At 61.1% G+C, this 13,834-nt stretch carries 17 protein-coding genes and 1 tRNA gene; 8 read left to right on the top strand and 10 right to left on the bottom strand.

The features are described 5' to 3' along the window. Positions 1-6 precede the first annotated feature (6 nt). From BMY36_RS02170 to BMY36_RS02150, 5 genes are read left to right on the top strand one after another with little or no spacing between them, the layout of a single operon-like run. Positions 7-948, top strand: coding sequence for an SPOR domain-containing protein (locus BMY36_RS02170; RefSeq protein WP_050520232.1), 942 nt, complete (start codon positions 7-9; stop codon positions 946-948). Continuing rightward, positions 945-1,961 carry a beta-N-acetylhexosaminidase gene (gene nagZ / locus BMY36_RS02165; RefSeq protein ID WP_050520233.1) on the top strand — a complete coding sequence of 339 codons (1,017 nt, stop codon included), beginning with the start codon at positions 945-947 and terminating at the stop codon, positions 1,959-1,961. The genes BMY36_RS02170 and nagZ overlap by 4 nt, the downstream gene beginning before the upstream one ends. Before the next feature lie 3 nt (positions 1,962-1,964). Beyond that, complete coding sequence (locus BMY36_RS02160; RefSeq protein WP_050520234.1) at positions 1,965-2,756, top strand: segregation and condensation protein A; 792 nt, start codon at positions 1,965-1,967, stop codon at positions 2,754-2,756. Then, complete coding sequence (scpB, locus tag BMY36_RS02155; RefSeq protein ID WP_050520235.1) at positions 2,753-3,379, top strand: SMC-Scp complex subunit ScpB; 627 nt, start codon at positions 2,753-2,755, stop codon at positions 3,377-3,379. The genes BMY36_RS02160 and scpB overlap by 4 nt, the downstream gene beginning before the upstream one ends. A 1-nt stretch (position 3,380) precedes the next feature. Continuing rightward, on the top strand, positions 3,381-3,596 hold the full coding sequence (locus tag BMY36_RS02150; protein ID WP_050520236.1) for a hypothetical protein: 216 nt from the start codon (positions 3,381-3,383) through the stop codon (positions 3,594-3,596). A 7-nt stretch (positions 3,597-3,603) separates the two neighbouring features. Here the strand turns inward: BMY36_RS02150 and BMY36_RS02145 are convergent, their stop codons facing one another. The 8 genes from BMY36_RS02145 to BMY36_RS02110 all read right to left on the bottom strand — a co-directional run bounded on the left by BMY36_RS02145 (position 3,604) and on the right by BMY36_RS02110 (position 9,605). Continuing rightward, positions 3,604-4,689 (bottom strand): 2'-deoxycytidine 5'-triphosphate deaminase, encoded by a 1,086-nt coding sequence (locus tag BMY36_RS02145; RefSeq protein WP_050520302.1) that lies wholly within the window; start codon positions 4,687-4,689, stop codon positions 3,604-3,606. Between the two features lie 90 nt (positions 4,690-4,779). Continuing rightward, positions 4,780-4,856, bottom strand: a tRNA-Pro gene (locus BMY36_RS02140). A gap of 93 nt (positions 4,857-4,949) precedes the next feature. Then, the gene (locus tag BMY36_RS19785) at positions 4,950-6,062 is read right to left on the bottom strand and encodes a MerR family transcriptional regulator (RefSeq protein ID WP_175469233.1); all 1,113 of its coding nucleotides are present in this window, start codon (positions 6,060-6,062) and stop codon (positions 4,950-4,952) included. A 17-nt stretch (positions 6,063-6,079) separates the two neighbouring features. Continuing rightward, positions 6,080-6,382: an integration host factor subunit alpha gene (ihfA, locus tag BMY36_RS02130; RefSeq protein WP_050520237.1), complete on the bottom strand. Its 303-nt coding sequence runs from the start codon at positions 6,380-6,382 to the stop codon at positions 6,080-6,082. Positions 6,383-6,493: 111 nt separating this feature from the next. After that, entirely contained in the window at positions 6,494-7,468 is a 975-nt protein-coding gene (locus BMY36_RS02125) for a beta-ketoacyl-ACP synthase III (protein ID WP_050520238.1), read from the bottom strand. Continuing rightward, on the bottom strand, positions 7,465-8,583 hold the full coding sequence (gene plsX, locus BMY36_RS02120) for a phosphate acyltransferase PlsX (protein WP_050520239.1): 1,119 nt from the start codon (positions 8,581-8,583) through the stop codon (positions 7,465-7,467). Before plsX ends, BMY36_RS02125 begins: the two co-directional genes overlap by 4 nt. Positions 8,584-8,606: 23 nt before the next feature. Continuing rightward, a complete protein-coding gene (gene rpmF / locus BMY36_RS02115; protein WP_050520240.1) occupies positions 8,607-8,813 on the bottom strand; it encodes a 50S ribosomal protein L32 in 207 nt (68 codons plus the stop codon). Between the two features lie 180 nt (positions 8,814-8,993). Continuing rightward, positions 8,994-9,605 (bottom strand): YceD family protein, encoded by a 612-nt coding sequence (locus tag BMY36_RS02110; protein WP_082224878.1) that lies wholly within the window; start codon positions 9,603-9,605, stop codon positions 8,994-8,996. A 165-nt stretch (positions 9,606-9,770) separates the two neighbouring features. Between BMY36_RS02110 and BMY36_RS02105 the strand changes: the two genes are divergently transcribed. Next, positions 9,771-10,241, top strand: coding sequence for an outer membrane protein assembly factor BamE (locus BMY36_RS02105; protein WP_050520241.1), 471 nt, complete (start codon positions 9,771-9,773; stop codon positions 10,239-10,241). Positions 10,242-10,245: 4 nt separating this feature from the next. Next, on the top strand, positions 10,246-11,133 hold the full coding sequence (locus BMY36_RS02100; protein WP_231579733.1) for a GNAT family N-acetyltransferase: 888 nt from the start codon (positions 10,246-10,248) through the stop codon (positions 11,131-11,133). Here the strand turns inward: BMY36_RS02100 and BMY36_RS02095 are convergent. Next, entirely contained in the window at positions 11,130-11,462 is a 333-nt protein-coding gene (locus BMY36_RS02095) for a TfoX/Sxy family protein (protein WP_269430844.1), read from the bottom strand. The genes BMY36_RS02100 and BMY36_RS02095 overlap by 4 nt on opposite strands. A 356-nt stretch (positions 11,463-11,818) precedes the next feature. Continuing rightward, on the bottom strand, positions 11,819-11,989 hold the full coding sequence (locus tag BMY36_RS20935; protein WP_414811687.1) for a helix-turn-helix domain-containing protein: 171 nt from the start codon (positions 11,987-11,989) through the stop codon (positions 11,819-11,821). Positions 11,990-12,132: 143 nt separating this feature from the next. Between BMY36_RS20935 and BMY36_RS02085 the strand changes: the two genes are divergently transcribed. Beyond that, positions 12,133-13,761, top strand: coding sequence for an alpha-D-glucose phosphate-specific phosphoglucomutase (locus tag BMY36_RS02085; protein WP_050520306.1), 1,629 nt, complete (start codon positions 12,133-12,135; stop codon positions 13,759-13,761). The last annotated feature ends 73 nt before the right edge of the window (positions 13,762-13,834 follow it).

The raw sequence follows: 13,834 nt of genomic DNA, 5'->3' as shown, positions 1-13,834 counted from the left end.
CAGAGCATGGCAGACACAAGATTCGATTTCGATGATGAATTTGGCGCATCCGGCGGTATGATGGGTGGTATGGCCGCACGGTCTGCCCGGATGGCAGGGCTTGCGGGGGCCGCAACCTCTGTGGCTTTGGTGCTGGGGCTTGCTTATTGGGGCTATCACCTTGCCGTGCGCGATATGACCGGCATCCCGATTGTCCGCGCGATGGAAGGCCCAATGCGCACCGCCCCGGATGATCCGGGCGGCGTGATCACCAGCTACCGAGGCCTCTCTGTCAATGCCGTGGCCGAGGATGGTGGCATCTCCGCACCCGCCGACCGTTTGCTGCTGGCCCCGGCCCCCATTGGCCTGACCGATGGCGATGAAACGGGGTCTGCTGTGGCGATGGTCGCTGATGTGTCGGCGCGTTCGTCCAGCATGCCGGGCCTTGCCATTGGCGCGATGCCGGATGATGGGGCAGGCGACCCCGCACAGGCCGTCAGTTTTGAGCCCGCTGACATTGGCGCTTTGGCCGACAGTTTGGCCGGGGACGCGGTGCCACTTTCGGGTGATCTGGACATCACCTTGCGGTCCGAACCTGTTGTGTCGATGCCACAAGGGATGATGGCGCAATCGCCGCGCCCGCGTGCCCGTCCGGGTGCCGAAATGGTCATGGCCAGCGCTGGGTCCACCGCAGAAATCACTGGCGACGCGCTCGCCTCTGGCACCCGCCTTGTGCAGCTTGGTGCCTTTGACAGTGAGGATGTTGCCCGCACCGAATGGGACCGCCTATCGGGCAAATTTGGCGAATTGCTGACAGGCAAAACCCGCATCGTTCAAGCCGCACAAAGCGGGGGGCGCACCTTCTACCGTCTGCGCGCAATGGGCTTCGCGGATGAGGCGGATTCCCGCCGCTTCTGTTCCGCCCTCGTGGCCGAACGCGCCGCCTGTATCCCCGTGGCGGTGCGATGAAAGCTGCGGTTCTAGGGCTTGCAGGCCCCATTCTAACAGCAGATGAGGCTGCGTTTTTTGCCCGCACCAAGCCTTGGGGGTTCATCCTGTTCGCGCGCAATGTCGAAAACCCCGCGCAGTTGCGCGCGCTGACCTCCGATTTGCGCGCCTGTGTGGGCCGCGATGCGCCTGTGTTTGTCGACCAAGAAGGCGGGCGCGTTCAACGCCTGCGCAGCCCCCATTGGTCGGAATGGTTGCCCCCCTTGGACATGGTGCAACTTGCTATGCAAACCGCCAAACCGGGGCAGGGTGCAGACGCCGCCGCCCGCGCGATGGAACTGCGCTACCGCCTAATCGCGTCGGAATTGCGCAGCGTTGGCATTGACGCCAATTGCGCGCCCTGCCTTGATGTCGCCTCCGCGCACACGCATCCTTTTCTGCGAAACCGTTGTTTTTCCAATGATTCTGCGCTTGTGGCCCAATTGGGCCGCGCCGCTGCCAAGGGGCATTTGGCAGGCGGCGTGCTGCCCGTGATCAAACACATGCCGGGCCACGGGCAGGCGGCACTGGACAGCCACAAAGATTTGCCACAGGTCAGCGCGCCCCTCTCGCAGCTCCAATCGCATGATTTCGCCCCCTTCCGCGCGCTGAACGATCTGCCCCTCGCCATGACCGCGCATATCGTCTACGCGGCCATTGACCCCGATCACCCCGCCACCACATCCCCCAAAATGGTGCAGGTGATGCGCGGTGATATCGGCTTTGGCGGTGTCCTGATATCCGATGATCTGTCGATGAACGCGCTGGCTGGCAGCCTTGGCGAACGTACCGCAGCCACCCTTTCCGCAGGCGTCGATATTGCGCTGCATTGCAACGGCCATATGGATGAAATGGTTCAAGTGACCGATGCCGCTGGCCCCCTAACGCCCGCCGCCGCCCGCCGCTGCGCCCATGCCCTGTCCTTGCGCCACACCCCCGAAACCATTGACATTGCCTCCCTGCGGTTCGACCTTGCTGGCTTGGTAGCTGGGTAAATCATGGCCGACGATTGGAACGCAGATGAACGGCTTAGCGTGGCAGACAGGCTGGCGGCCGAGGCGCTGATCATTGATGTCGACGGGTTTGAGGGGCCGCTGGACCTGCTGCTCAGCCTGTCGCGCAGCCAAAAGGTCGATCTGCGCAAAATTTCCATCCTGCATCTGGCCGAACAATATCTGATTTTTGTGAACAAAGCCAGTGCATTACGCCTTGAACTCGCCGCTGATTATTTGGTCATGGCCGCTTGGCTCGCCTACCTCAAATCCCGCCTGCTGCTGCCCCCCGACCCGACCGAGGATGGCCCCAGCGCCGAAGATCTGGCCGCCCATCTCGCTTTCCAACTCGAACGCTTGGCCGCAATGCGCGACGTCGCCGCCACCCTGATGGCCCGCGACCAAATGGGCCGCAACTTTTTCCCGCGTGGCCTGCCCGAAGATGTGACGCGCCGCAAAAAGATCAGCTATTCCGCGTCCCTTATGGACTTGATGCAAGCTTACGCGCGCATCCGCACCCGCGATGATTTTCGCCCCTTTGTGCTGGACCGCAACAATGTCTTCACGATGGAGGAGGCGCTGGAACGCCTGCGCGGCCTCATGGGCTATGCTGGCGATTGGACCGACCTCACCTCATGGTTGCCCGCCGGATGGGACACCAGCGCCACGCGCCGCCGCTCCGCCACCGCCGCCCATTTCGCCGCGATGCTTGAACTGACCAAGGCGGGGCAATTGGAAATCCGCCAAGCCGACATATTTTCCCCCATCCAAGTCCGCAAACGCGATGGCCGCCCATGACCAACAGCCTGTTCAAAGCGCCACCACAAGCCGAACAAGAACGCATGGTCGAAGCGGTGCTTTTCGCCAGCGCGGACCCGGTCACGCTGGCCGAACTCACCTCGCGCTTGCCCCACGGTTGTGATCCCGCCGAGGCGTTGGTGACCCTGCGCAAACGCTATGACGGGCGCGGCGTGCAACTGGTCAAAGTGGGCGACGCCTACGCCTTTCGCACCGCCCCCGATCTTGGGCATTTGATGCTGAAAGAACAGGTTGAGGCGCGAAAACTCTCGCGCGCCGCGATCGAAACCCTTGCCATCGTCGCCTATCACCAACCCGTCACGCGGGCCGAGATTGAGGAAATTCGGGGTGTTGCCGTGTCGCGCGGCACCGTGGACCAGCTGATTGAACTTGAATGGGTCCGCTTTGGCCGCCGCCGCATGACCCCGGGCCGCCCCGTCACTTTCGTCGTCACCGAACATTTCCTTGACCATTTCGGGCTAGAATCGGCACGCGACCTGCCGGGCCTGAAAGATTTGCGCGCCGCAGGTCTGCTGGACAACCGCCCCAGTTTTGCCCCATCTTTGGGCCAAGATGACGATGACGAGCCGCAAACGGGCCAAAGCGAACTTTTTGAGGATTAAAATGGACCGCATCATCAGCATGATCATTAACCAATTGATCCGGCGTTTTGTAAACGGGGGCATCAATAAGGGCATCGGCATGTTGGACCGCAAAGGCGCTGCAAAACCTAACGCCCCCAAACTCAACGCCGCCGATCACGCGCAATCTGCCACCGCCACAGACACCGCCAAACGCGCCCGCCAAGCCGCCCGTTTGACCAAACGCTTTATGCGCTGAAAACCGTTTACGGGCGCGGCGGCATCACAAAATGCTTGGACAGTTTTAACCCCTGTCCTTGATAATTTGACGCAATTCCAGTGCCATACAGCGCCTCGGGCCGTTCGGCCATCCGCTCATAAACCAGCCGCCCCACGACCTGCCCATGTTCCAACACAAACGGCGCTTCGTGGCAACGCACCTCCAACACCCCGCGCGACCCTTTGCCACCCGCTTGCGCCCAGCCAAAACCGGGGTCAAAAAACCCTGCGTAATGCACGCGAAATTCCCCCACCATCGCTAAATAAGGTGCCATTTCGGCGGCATAATCGGGCGGTATCGTGACTGCCTCACGGCTCACCAAAATATAAAACGCGCCGGGGTCCAGAATAATCCTCCCCTCGCGGCTGCGCACATCCTCCCAAAACTCGCCCGCAGTGTAATGTCCTATGCGGTCCAAATCAATCACGCCCGTGTGCGGCTTGGCGCGAAACCCGATCAGGTCATCGGCGCCCGCCAGCAAATCCACGGAAAACCCCAAACCCTCAGATATCAGCGCGGTCCCGTCCACCAGCGGGGCCTGCGCGTGCAACGCCGCCAGCGCTGTATCATCCAACACCGCTTGGCCTTGGCGAAACCGAATTTGGTTCAACCGCATCCCGGGTCGCACCAACACCGAAAAGCTGCGCGGGCACACCTCGGCATACAGCGGGCCGTCATAGCCCGGCGCAATCCGGTCAAATTCAACGCCGCCATCGGTGATCGTGCGCGTCAACAAATCCAACCGACCCGTTGATGACTTCGCATTGGCCACCGCCGTCAGCCCCGCAGGCAGCGCCAAACGCTCCATCAGGGGAATCACATAAACGCAGCCTTTTTCCAAAACGGCACCCGCCGACAGGTCCACGCGGTGCATCTCAAATTCCGCAATCCGGTCGGCCACGCTGCGCCCATGCCCGGCCAAAAATGACGCACGCACGCGGTAAGCCACCATTCCCAAACGCAAATCCAAACTGGCTGGCTGCACTTGGTCAGGCGTAATCGCGGGGCTGGCGGCAATCGCGCCCGTTTCAATCAGCGCGCGCAACGCTTGGGATGGTAAAACGCCTGTCATCATCGCCTCCCTTTGGCCCCCTTGTGAACGGGGGGCGGGGCGCAAATGCAAACGCCCGCGCCTGTTTAACAGGGCGGGCGTTTTGTGCAATGGTCGGGCTAGCGAGATTCGAACTCACGACCTTCCGTCCCCCAGACGGACGCGCTACCATGCTGCGCTATAGCCCGACACTGGCGCGTTTCTACTGATATTCCGGGCAGGGGCAAGCGCGAAATCACGCCGCAACCCGATTTCGCGTACCCTGACGTCACGCAACCAATTTATCGGCGCGGCACACGGCCCCGGTCGCCTACCCGGTTGCGCAACGCGTCCAACCGCTGCAACAACGCCGCCGCTTGTGGCACCCGTCCCACCAACGCATCCGGACGCAACGCACGCAGATCGGCGGGCAGCCAATGGCCCACAATCTCCTCTGGCGCAGATTTTGGTGTGGGCTGCGGTGCCGCGACAATGGCTGCAGGGACAGGGACAGGGACAGGGACAGGGGCAAGATCATCCAACCCCAAATCCTCAACCTCTTCCGCAGCAGCCACGGCAACGTCCCCCGGTTCCGCCACCGCCGCGACAGGTTCCGCTTCCGCCACGGGTGATTCGGATACATCCTGCGCCGCACCCTCAGCAACGGGCGCATCAAATGGCAAATCTGGGGCGTCTGTGCACAGGTTTTCACGGGGGGCCGCACGGACCTCTGCAGGGGCCATGGGCTGCGCCACCGCGTCCATTTGCGGCGGGCTGGGCTGCGTAACATCTTCTAGCGCACCAGCGGCGTCGCCGTCACTTTCACCTAAATCCTGCGCATAATCCTGTGCGATCTCTTCCACATCATCCGCGCCAACATCATCCGCAACCCCCTCTGGTGCGGCGGCGTTGATGGTCTGCGCCGGCGCAGCAATCACGGCCTCTGCGCCATCATCCGCCAGCGCCTCAGGCACCGCGTCCAAAGCCGCGTCCTCATCGCCCGCAACACGCGCATTATCCGCCAGCGCCTCGGGCACCGCACCCACATCCGCATCGTCTTTGCGCACCTGCCCAAACAGCGGGATCGGATCAGAGCTGGCCACAGCCTCCTCCATATCCTCCACCATCTCCAGCGCTGCGTCCTCTTCCTCCGTCAGGCCCGAAACATGTCGAACCCCTTGTTCCCGCAATATTTTCTGGACGCCCCGAATGGTCATCCCCTCGTCGTGCAGCAACCTGCGGATGCCCGACAACAGCGCCATATCGGCGGGCCGGTAATACCGCCGCCCCCCGGCGCGTTTCACCGGTTTGATCTGTGGAAAACGGCTTTCCCAAAAGCGCAGCACATGCGCGGGCGTTTCCAAAAGCTCCGCCACTTCGCTGATGGTGCGAAAGGCGTCCGGTGATTTGTCCATCAATAACCCCTAATGGTTCAGCCGTTGGACCCCGCCGCAACCCGATCTTTCATCAGATGGGAAGGGCGAAACGTCAGCACACGGCGCGGGCTGATCGGCACTTCATCCCCGGTTTTGGGGTTGCGGCCAATGCGGGCAGTCTTGTCGCGAATGGAAAATGTCCCAAAGGACGAGATTTTGACACTGTCCCCCGATGCCAGCGCATCCGAGACGTGCAGCAGCACCGCCTCAACCAAATTCGACGATTCGTTGCGTGACAGACCCACTTCGCGAAACAGTGCTTCGCTTAGGTCCATGCGTGTCAAAGTTTTATCGGTCATCCCATATCCCCTTGGGTGGTTTTTCCAAAACATGCGCGTTTTGAAATCCCAAGTCAATATCAGAGGCTTGGCGGCAAGACTTCGCACCACACTTTAGCGGGTTTTCGCGCCTTACCAGCGCAAAACCACCGCACCCCAGGCCAATCCGCCGCCAATCGCCTCCGTCACCAGCAAGTCACCCTGCTTGATCTGTCCGCGCGCTTGGCCCACCGACAGCGCCAGCGGGATGGAGGCGGCCGACGTGTTGCCATGATCTTGCAACGTCACCACAACGCGGTCCATCGGCACATCAACCCGCGCGGCCGTGGCGGTGATAATGCGCAAATTGGCCTGATGCGGCACAATCCAATCGACATCCGCCCCCGTCAGCCCAATTTTATCCAACGCCGCCTCGGCTGTTTGTGCCAGCTTTTCAACAGCTTGGCGAAACAACGCATTGCCCTGCATCCGCACCTTGCCCGATTGCCCCGTGGTCGACACACCGCCATCCACATACAGCATCTCGCGGTAACGCCCGTCCGAATTCAAATCCGCCGACAAAATCCCCCGGTCCGACACAGCCCCCGTGCCGGTCTGCGCCTCCAGCACCAGCGCACCCGCCCCATCGCCAAACAGCACACACGTGCTGCGGTCGGTCCAATCCATAATCCGGCTAAAGGTTTCTGCGCCAATCACCAAAACCCGTTTCGCTTGCCCGGATAAAATCAGCGCGTTGGCATTGGCCAGCGCAAACACGAACCCCGCACAGACCGCTTGCACATCAAACGCAAACCCGCGCGTCATGCCCAGCTTGCCTTGCACCATCGTGGCCACCGATGGAAAGGTCAGATCGGGCGTCGATGTCGCCACAATAATCGCGTCAATATCATCCACCGCCAGCCCAGCGTTTTCTAACGCAGCCGTCGCCGCCTTGGTCGCCATATCTGACGTGGTTTCACCCTCGGCGGCAAAATGGCGGCGCTCAATCCCCGACCGGCTGGTGATCCAATCATCAGACGTGTCCAGCGTCGCTTCAAATTCCGCATTTGGAACAACGCGTTCGGGCAAATAATGCCCCACACCTTTGACCACCGAGCGCACAATCATGATACTTCACCTTGTTCGCCCGCGTCCAACCCCGCAAGGCCCGCCGATGCGACCCGCGCCGCCAACCGTTCATTGAACCCCGATTTCGCAAGGTCAAACGCCAGCTTTATCGCCGCCGCAACACCCAACGCATCCGCCGATCCGTGCGATTTCACCACCGTGCCGTTCAGCCCCAAAAACACCCCGCCATTCACCCGGCGCGGGTCCATCCGCTTTTGCAACCGTCGCAATGACCCCAGCGCCAACAGCGCGCCCAGTTTCGACAGCAAACTGCCGCCAAACGCCTCACGCATGAAATCGGAAATCAGTTTCGCCGTGCCTTCGCCGGTTTTCAGCGCGACATTGCCGGTAAACCCATCGGTCACAATCACATCCACCCGGTCGCCCGGAATATCGCCACCTTCCACAAAGCCCACGAATTCAAAATCGCCCACGGCGGCCACAGCGGGCATCCGTTCAAACGCGGCTTTCAACTCTTGGCGGCCTTTGGTTTCTTCGGTGCCGACGTTCAACAACCCCACGCGGGGCCGGGGCAAATTCAACCCATTGCGGGCATAGGATGCGCCCATCATGGCAAATTGCAGCAAATCCTCTGGCTCGGCCTTCACATCCGCGCCCACATCCAACATCACGTTGAACCCGCCCGCATTGCGCGATGGCCACAAACACGCAATCGCGGGTCGGTTCACCCCCGGCAATTTGCGCAGCCGCAACATTGAAATCGCCATCAAGGCGCCGGTGTTGCCGCAGGATACGGCCACCGTCGCCTCACCCGTCTTCACGCTGTCCACACAAGACCACATCGACGTGTCCGTGCCATTGCGCATCACTTGGGATGGTTTGTCCTGCATCGTTACCGCGCGCGGGGCATGGCGCACCACACAGCGCCCCGACAATTGCGGCTGTGCGGCTACCAACGGGTTCAAAACCGCCTCATCCCCATGCAGGACAAAGGCGATCAGGACATTATCAGACAGCGCAAGCACAAGACCCGCGACAACAGCCGCAGGCCCACGGTCGCCACCCATCGCGTCGACCGAAATAACAACCCTGTCGCCTACCAGCCCGAAAAGGGCCTGTTCGGTCTTATCGGCAGCGTCAACGACAGGTGTCATATGTCAGGGCAAGAACAAACGGCTTACGCCGCGTCCTCGTCCAGATCAACCGCTTGGGTGGATGCAATCACTTCGCGTGCATCATAGTGGCCGCAAGCGCCACACACATGGTGCGGGCGCTTCAGCTCGCCACAGTTGGAACATTCCGCGGGGTTCGATGCAACCAATGCATCATGGGCGCGGCGCATGTTGCGCTTGGATTTGGTGACTTTGTTCTGCGGGACAGCCATGTCTCGACCTCGGTATAAGAAGGGCTAGTGCCCTGATTTTCCTTTGGAACCAAACGTTTGCCCATTCAACCGGGTCTATCTGGTCCACCATGTGATGAAGCGCGGAACATACTGCTTTTCTGACCGCGCGCAAGGGCTTTGTGTCACATGCTGCGACGGCCCTCAACCCCTCCTCTGGCGCTACTCTGGGTTGCCGCCTTCCAGCTTGGCTTTCAACGCTGCAAGCCCCGCAAATGGCTTCAAATCCCCGTCTTTCAACGGGGTCGTGCCGGGCGGTGCAAATTGCGCATCTGCCAAACTTGCGCCGGGCGCGCGCGGAAACGGGGGCAGGGCCAGCATCAATGCCTCCAGCGCCACATGGCCCGCATCAATCACCTCGCCCAGCGGCTCTGTGCTGTCATCCTCGGGCATTTCCATCTCGTCGCCTTCGGGCACTTGCCAATCGGCCAAATACACGCGCAAAACCTCCTCGCGCACATCCGCCACAACAGGTTCCAACGTGATGGAACAGGCTTGCTCCACCCGCGCCTCCAGCACCGCGGTCAGCACAAAATCATGCCGCCCGCGCGCCACAACCTCGCCCGCGAACCGCAGCTTTGGCACCGCAAGTATCCCCAGATAGTCGGCAATGGCCCGCCGCGCGGCCCCATCCGGCTTGATGTCAAACCGCGTCGGCTTGCGGCTGGCAAGCGCCGCCACACGGTACGGCACGCTGAACGGCCCTACCTGTGGCGCACCCTGTGGGGCGCCCTGTGACCCTGCGCCTTGGCTGTCATCTGTGCTATTCGTCATCGCATAGCTCCTTCAATTCACGCTTTGGTCCCCGATTACCCGGTCAAAGCCACGCCACCCTTGCGTTCCTTTCTTGAACAAAAGCCTATCCTTCTGTAAGCCAAGGGGAACACCGGAAAACCGGAACGGGATACGGGGCGCAGCCCCGATAGGCAAGAGGGTGCGATGGAAGTGCAAGCAGGCAAAGCAAAGGCGCGACTGATCACGCTGGCAATGGTGGGGGGGATGGTGTTTTTGACCGCCTGTTCCGCCATCTATCGCAACCACGGCTATGTGCCCACCGACAGCGAATTGGAACAAGTGCAGGTCGGCACCTCCAGCCGTCAAGACGTGGCCGATGCCGTGGGCCGCCCCTCCGCCGCCGGGTTGCTGAACGACCAAGGCTGGTATTATGTGCAAAGCGAATTCAAGCATCTCGGCCCCAAAAAGCCCGAAGAAATTGATCGTCAGGTCGTCGCCATCAGCTTTAACGACGCGGGCATCGTTGAAAACGTCGAACGTTTCGGCTTGCAAGAGGGGCGCGTGGTGCCCTTGTCGCGCCGCGTGACCGACAGCAATATCAAAGGCGTCAGTTTCTTGCGTCAATTGTTCAACTCGGTGGGCCGTGTTGGTGCGGGTGATCTGCTGGGGGAATAATCCAGTGGTCAGCGGCACGGTGCCGCGCACAGTGTCAGATTGCGAACCCATGCCGCGCGGCGTGCAGGGGGCGGGGCAGGGTGGCCCAACGCCCCGCCCTGTGCCGAATCAGGCGGTTTGCGCGCCCCCCGCCCAAGGTGCTACCCCATTGCGCAAAGGCAGCTACACCGCCCGCATTATCACCAGCGCGCCCGACCTCGCCCGCGCGCAAACTCTGCGCAGCTTGTGTTTTGACACAGCACCCGCAACCCCAGACCACGACCCCTTTGATGCCCGCTGCACTCATGTGGTCGTCCAAGATGCTGTGACCGAACAACTTGTCTGCTGCTTTCGCCTGCTGCCGCTGTCGCCACAGGCCATCGCAACCAGCTATTCCGCGCAATATTACAATCTGGCACGGCTGGCGCAGTATCCCGGCCCTGCGCTGGAACTGGGGCGGTTTTGTATCCACCCAGATCACACAGACCCCGATATTTTGCGGCTGGCTTGGGCGTTTTTGACCAAAGCGGTGGATGCAGGCGGCGTGCAACTGCTGTTTGGCTGCGCCTCATTCTCCGGCAATCACGCCACCCCGCATCTGGACGCATTCGCGCATCTGTGCGCCAAACACCAAGCGCCAGCGCACTGGGCCCCAATGCCTAAATCCCAAACGCTGTTTGATTTCAAAACGGGTCTTGTGGGCCACAAACCCGACCCCCGGCGCGCGCAGGCCACCCTCCCGCCCTTGCTGCGCAGTTATTTGCTGATGGGGGGCTGGGTCAGCGATCACGCGGTCTATGACCACGATCTGCGCACGATGCACGTGTTCACAGCGGTGGAAATTGCAGCAATCCCTGCCACACGCGCCCGCCTGCTGCGCGCCCTCGCAGCCACAGACCAGTCCAGCGTCTAACGCGGCTTGCGCACACCAATCACATCCAGCGCCGCGTCCAGCGCGCTCAATCCGCCATCATCTGGCACCGCTTGCGCTTTCACAGCGTCAAACCGCACCCGCAACGCCGCTTTTTCCGCGCCTTTGCAGTCGTTCCAAGGGCGGCCTTGCAGGGCCATCACCAAAACATAATATCCAATGAAATGCGGGGTGGTGCCCGTTTGCAGCAACCGCAAATAGGCGGCATCCGGCCCAACATCGCGTAACGCCTGCGCCGATGTGATACCCGCTTTTGCAAACGCAGCCTCCATCACCGGGCCCAGATTGCGGATAGAGGATACGGGCGCCAGATCACCGCCCAAAGGCGCGTCCAACGGCCCGCCCAAGGCCTTAAATTGACGCCCAGTCACGGAAAATTGTCTGGCCTTGCTGCTGCTGCTGGCCGCTGGTGCTGCCACCTTGCTGCTGCTGGGATGTTGGCGCAGGGGTACTGCCTTGCTGTGGTGTGGCGGGTGATTTTGCCATTGTACGTTTTCCGGTTGCGAGGGCTGCTTGATCCAGCCAAATCGCCTTAAATTTTAATCAATCATTGCGGCCAAATTACGGCACTGATCGCTCAAGATGTAGCGAAATTAATCCTGCATCCCCGCATCCGCAAGATGGGTTTCACCCGCGCATGTCAAATCGCACCACGCTTCGGCCATTTTCAGCCGATTTGCCCCGTCTTTGGTAACAATCGCGGTCCTATGCCACCCGCAATACCTGTTCCAGCCCCGCAGGCCTGCGCCACCTCACGTTTGCGCAGCGTCCGCCCGCCGTTCACCGCGCAAAACATCAAGGTCCGCAAGGCCAGATTGGTGCGCAGTGTCAGTCTCATCTGTTTCGCTCCCCGCCATACCGCCCCCGTTTGCCCTCCCCAAAACCCGCCAATCCATGATCTGGATCAGCCACGCAGCCCTTGAAGCAGCTGCCAAAACCGTGTCAGTGGCACTAACCCCCTTTTCTTTATGGAAAACCGCCATGATACGCACCATCCCCGTCACCGCGTTTGCGGGCCAAAAACCCGGCACCTCTGGCCTGCGCAAAAAAACTCGCGTTTTCATGCAGCCCCATTACCTCGAATGTTTCGTGCAGGCGATTTTCGCCTCGATCGGCGGTGTGGCAGGCAAAACGCTGGTCATTGGCGGCGATGGGCGGTTTTACAACGACCGCGCCACGCACATTATCCTTGCAATGGCCGCCGCCCAAGGGGCCGCGCGCGCGATCATCGGCCAAAATGGTCTGCTCTCCACCCCCGCGGCCAGCCACCTGATCCGGTTGCACAAAACCGATGGGGGCATGATCCTGTCTGCCAGCCACAATCCGGGGGGCGAGGCTGCGGATTTCGGCATCAAATTTAACATGCCCAACGGCGGCCCTGCGCCCGAATCCATCACCAATGCCATGTTTGCCGCCACTCAAACGCTCACCAGCTATGACATTTATGATGCGCCCGCGCCAAACCTTGCGCAAATCGGCCAAACAGCCCTTGGCGATATGCGCATCGACATCATCAACCCCGTCACTGCCCATGCCGACCTGATGGAAACCCTGTTCGATTTCCCCGCCATTCGCGCCCATATCGCCGCAGGCTTCACCATGCGGTTTGATGCGATGTGCGCGATCACAGGCCCCTATGCGGTCGAAGTGCTGGAAAACCGCCTCGGTTTGCCCGCAGGCACCGTCACCCACGCCACCCCATTGCCCGATTTCGGCGGTATGCACCCCGACCCAAACCCCACCTGGGCGCATGAACTGATGGATGAAATGATGGGCCAAAACGCCCCCGATTTCGGCGCAGCCTCCGATGGTGACGGTGATCGCAACATGGTGGTGGGGGCGGGCATCTATGTCTCCCCCTCCGACAGTCTTGCGGTTCTGGCCGCCAACGCCCACCTTGCGCCCGGATACGCGGCGGGCCTCGAAGGCATCGCACGCTCCATGCCCACCTCCGCCGCCGCCGACCGTGTGGCGCGCGCGCTGAATATCCCTTATTTTGAAACCCCCACGGGTTGGAAATTCTTTGGCACGCTGCTCGACGCGGGCCATGCCACCTTGTGTGGCGAGGAAAGTTTTGGCACCGGCTCCGATCACGTTCGTGAAAAGGACGGTCTTTGGGCCGTGCTCCTCTGGCTCAATATCCTCGCCAGTCGCAATCAATCGGTTGCCGAAATCATGACCGACCATTGGCAAACCTACGGGCGCAACTATTACAGCCGCCATGATTTTGAAGGGGTCGCCACCGAAAACGCCGATGCCCTCATGGCCGCCCTGCGCGCAGCCTTGCCCACCCTGCCGGGTCAAACCATTGAAAAAATGACCATAAAATCCGCCGATGATTTCGCCTATACCGACCCGGTGGATGGGTCCGTCACCACCCAACAAGGCATCCGTATCCTGTTTGCAGATGACTGCCGCATCATCTACCGCCTGTCGGGCACGGGCACCGAAGGGGCCACCTTGCGCGTCTACCTTGAACGCTATCAGCCCGGCCCCGACAATCTGCATCTTGATGCCCAAGCGGCTCTTGCCCCCATCATCGCCGCCGCCCACCACATCGCGCAGATCAAGGTACACACCACCCGCACCGCCCCCGATGTTGTGACCTAAAACCGCACAACATCCGAAATTCCGAATTGCCACAGCGCAACCATTGCGCCTAAGCTGTCCCCAACACACGCAG

The organism is Pseudorhodobacter antarcticus (assembly GCF_900110135.1).
Classification (GTDB): domain Bacteria; phylum Pseudomonadota; class Alphaproteobacteria; order Rhodobacterales; family Rhodobacteraceae; genus Pseudorhodobacter; species Pseudorhodobacter antarcticus.
The sequence above is the reverse complement of the archived record's forward strand: the minus strand, read 5'-3'. Positions and strand labels throughout refer to the sequence as shown.

Excerpts from the sequence above, each read along its gene's own strand:
- BMY36_RS02170 (WP_050520232.1), top strand. The coding sequence starts at position 7 with ATGGCAGACACAAGATTCGATTTCGATGATGAATTTGGCGCATCCGGC.
- nagZ (WP_050520233.1), top strand. The coding sequence starts at position 945 with ATGAAAGCTGCGGTTCTAGGGCTTGCAGGCCCCATTCTAACAGCAGAT.
- BMY36_RS02160 (WP_050520234.1), top strand. The coding sequence starts at position 1,965 with ATGGCCGACGATTGGAACGCAGATGAACGGCTTAGCGTGGCAGACAGG.
- scpB (WP_050520235.1), top strand. The coding sequence starts at position 2,753 with ATGACCAACAGCCTGTTCAAAGCGCCACCACAAGCCGAACAAGAACGC.
- BMY36_RS02150 (WP_050520236.1), top strand. The coding sequence starts at position 3,381 with ATGGACCGCATCATCAGCATGATCATTAACCAATTGATCCGGCGTTTT.
- BMY36_RS02145 (WP_050520302.1), bottom strand. The coding sequence starts at position 4,689 with ATGACAGGCGTTTTACCATCCCAAGCGTTGCGCGCGCTGATTGAAACG.
- BMY36_RS19785 (WP_175469233.1), bottom strand. The coding sequence starts at position 6,062 with ATGGACAAATCACCGGACGCCTTTCGCACCATCAGCGAAGTGGCGGAG.
- ihfA (WP_050520237.1), bottom strand. The coding sequence starts at position 6,382 with ATGACCGATAAAACTTTGACACGCATGGACCTAAGCGAAGCACTGTTT.
- BMY36_RS02125 (WP_050520238.1), bottom strand. The coding sequence starts at position 7,468 with ATGATTGTGCGCTCGGTGGTCAAAGGTGTGGGGCATTATTTGCCCGAA.
- plsX (WP_050520239.1), bottom strand. The coding sequence starts at position 8,583 with ATGACACCTGTCGTTGACGCTGCCGATAAGACCGAACAGGCCCTTTTC.
- rpmF (WP_050520240.1), bottom strand. The coding sequence starts at position 8,813 with ATGGCTGTCCCGCAGAACAAAGTCACCAAATCCAAGCGCAACATGCGC.
- BMY36_RS02110 (WP_082224878.1), bottom strand. The coding sequence starts at position 9,605 with ATGACGAATAGCACAGATGACAGCCAAGGCGCAGGGTCACAGGGCGCC.
- BMY36_RS02105 (WP_050520241.1), top strand. The coding sequence starts at position 9,771 with ATGGAAGTGCAAGCAGGCAAAGCAAAGGCGCGACTGATCACGCTGGCA.
- BMY36_RS20935 (WP_414811687.1), bottom strand. The coding sequence starts at position 11,989 with ATGAGACTGACACTGCGCACCAATCTGGCCTTGCGGACCTTGATGTTT.
- BMY36_RS02085 (WP_050520306.1), top strand. The coding sequence starts at position 12,133 with ATGATACGCACCATCCCCGTCACCGCGTTTGCGGGCCAAAAACCCGGC.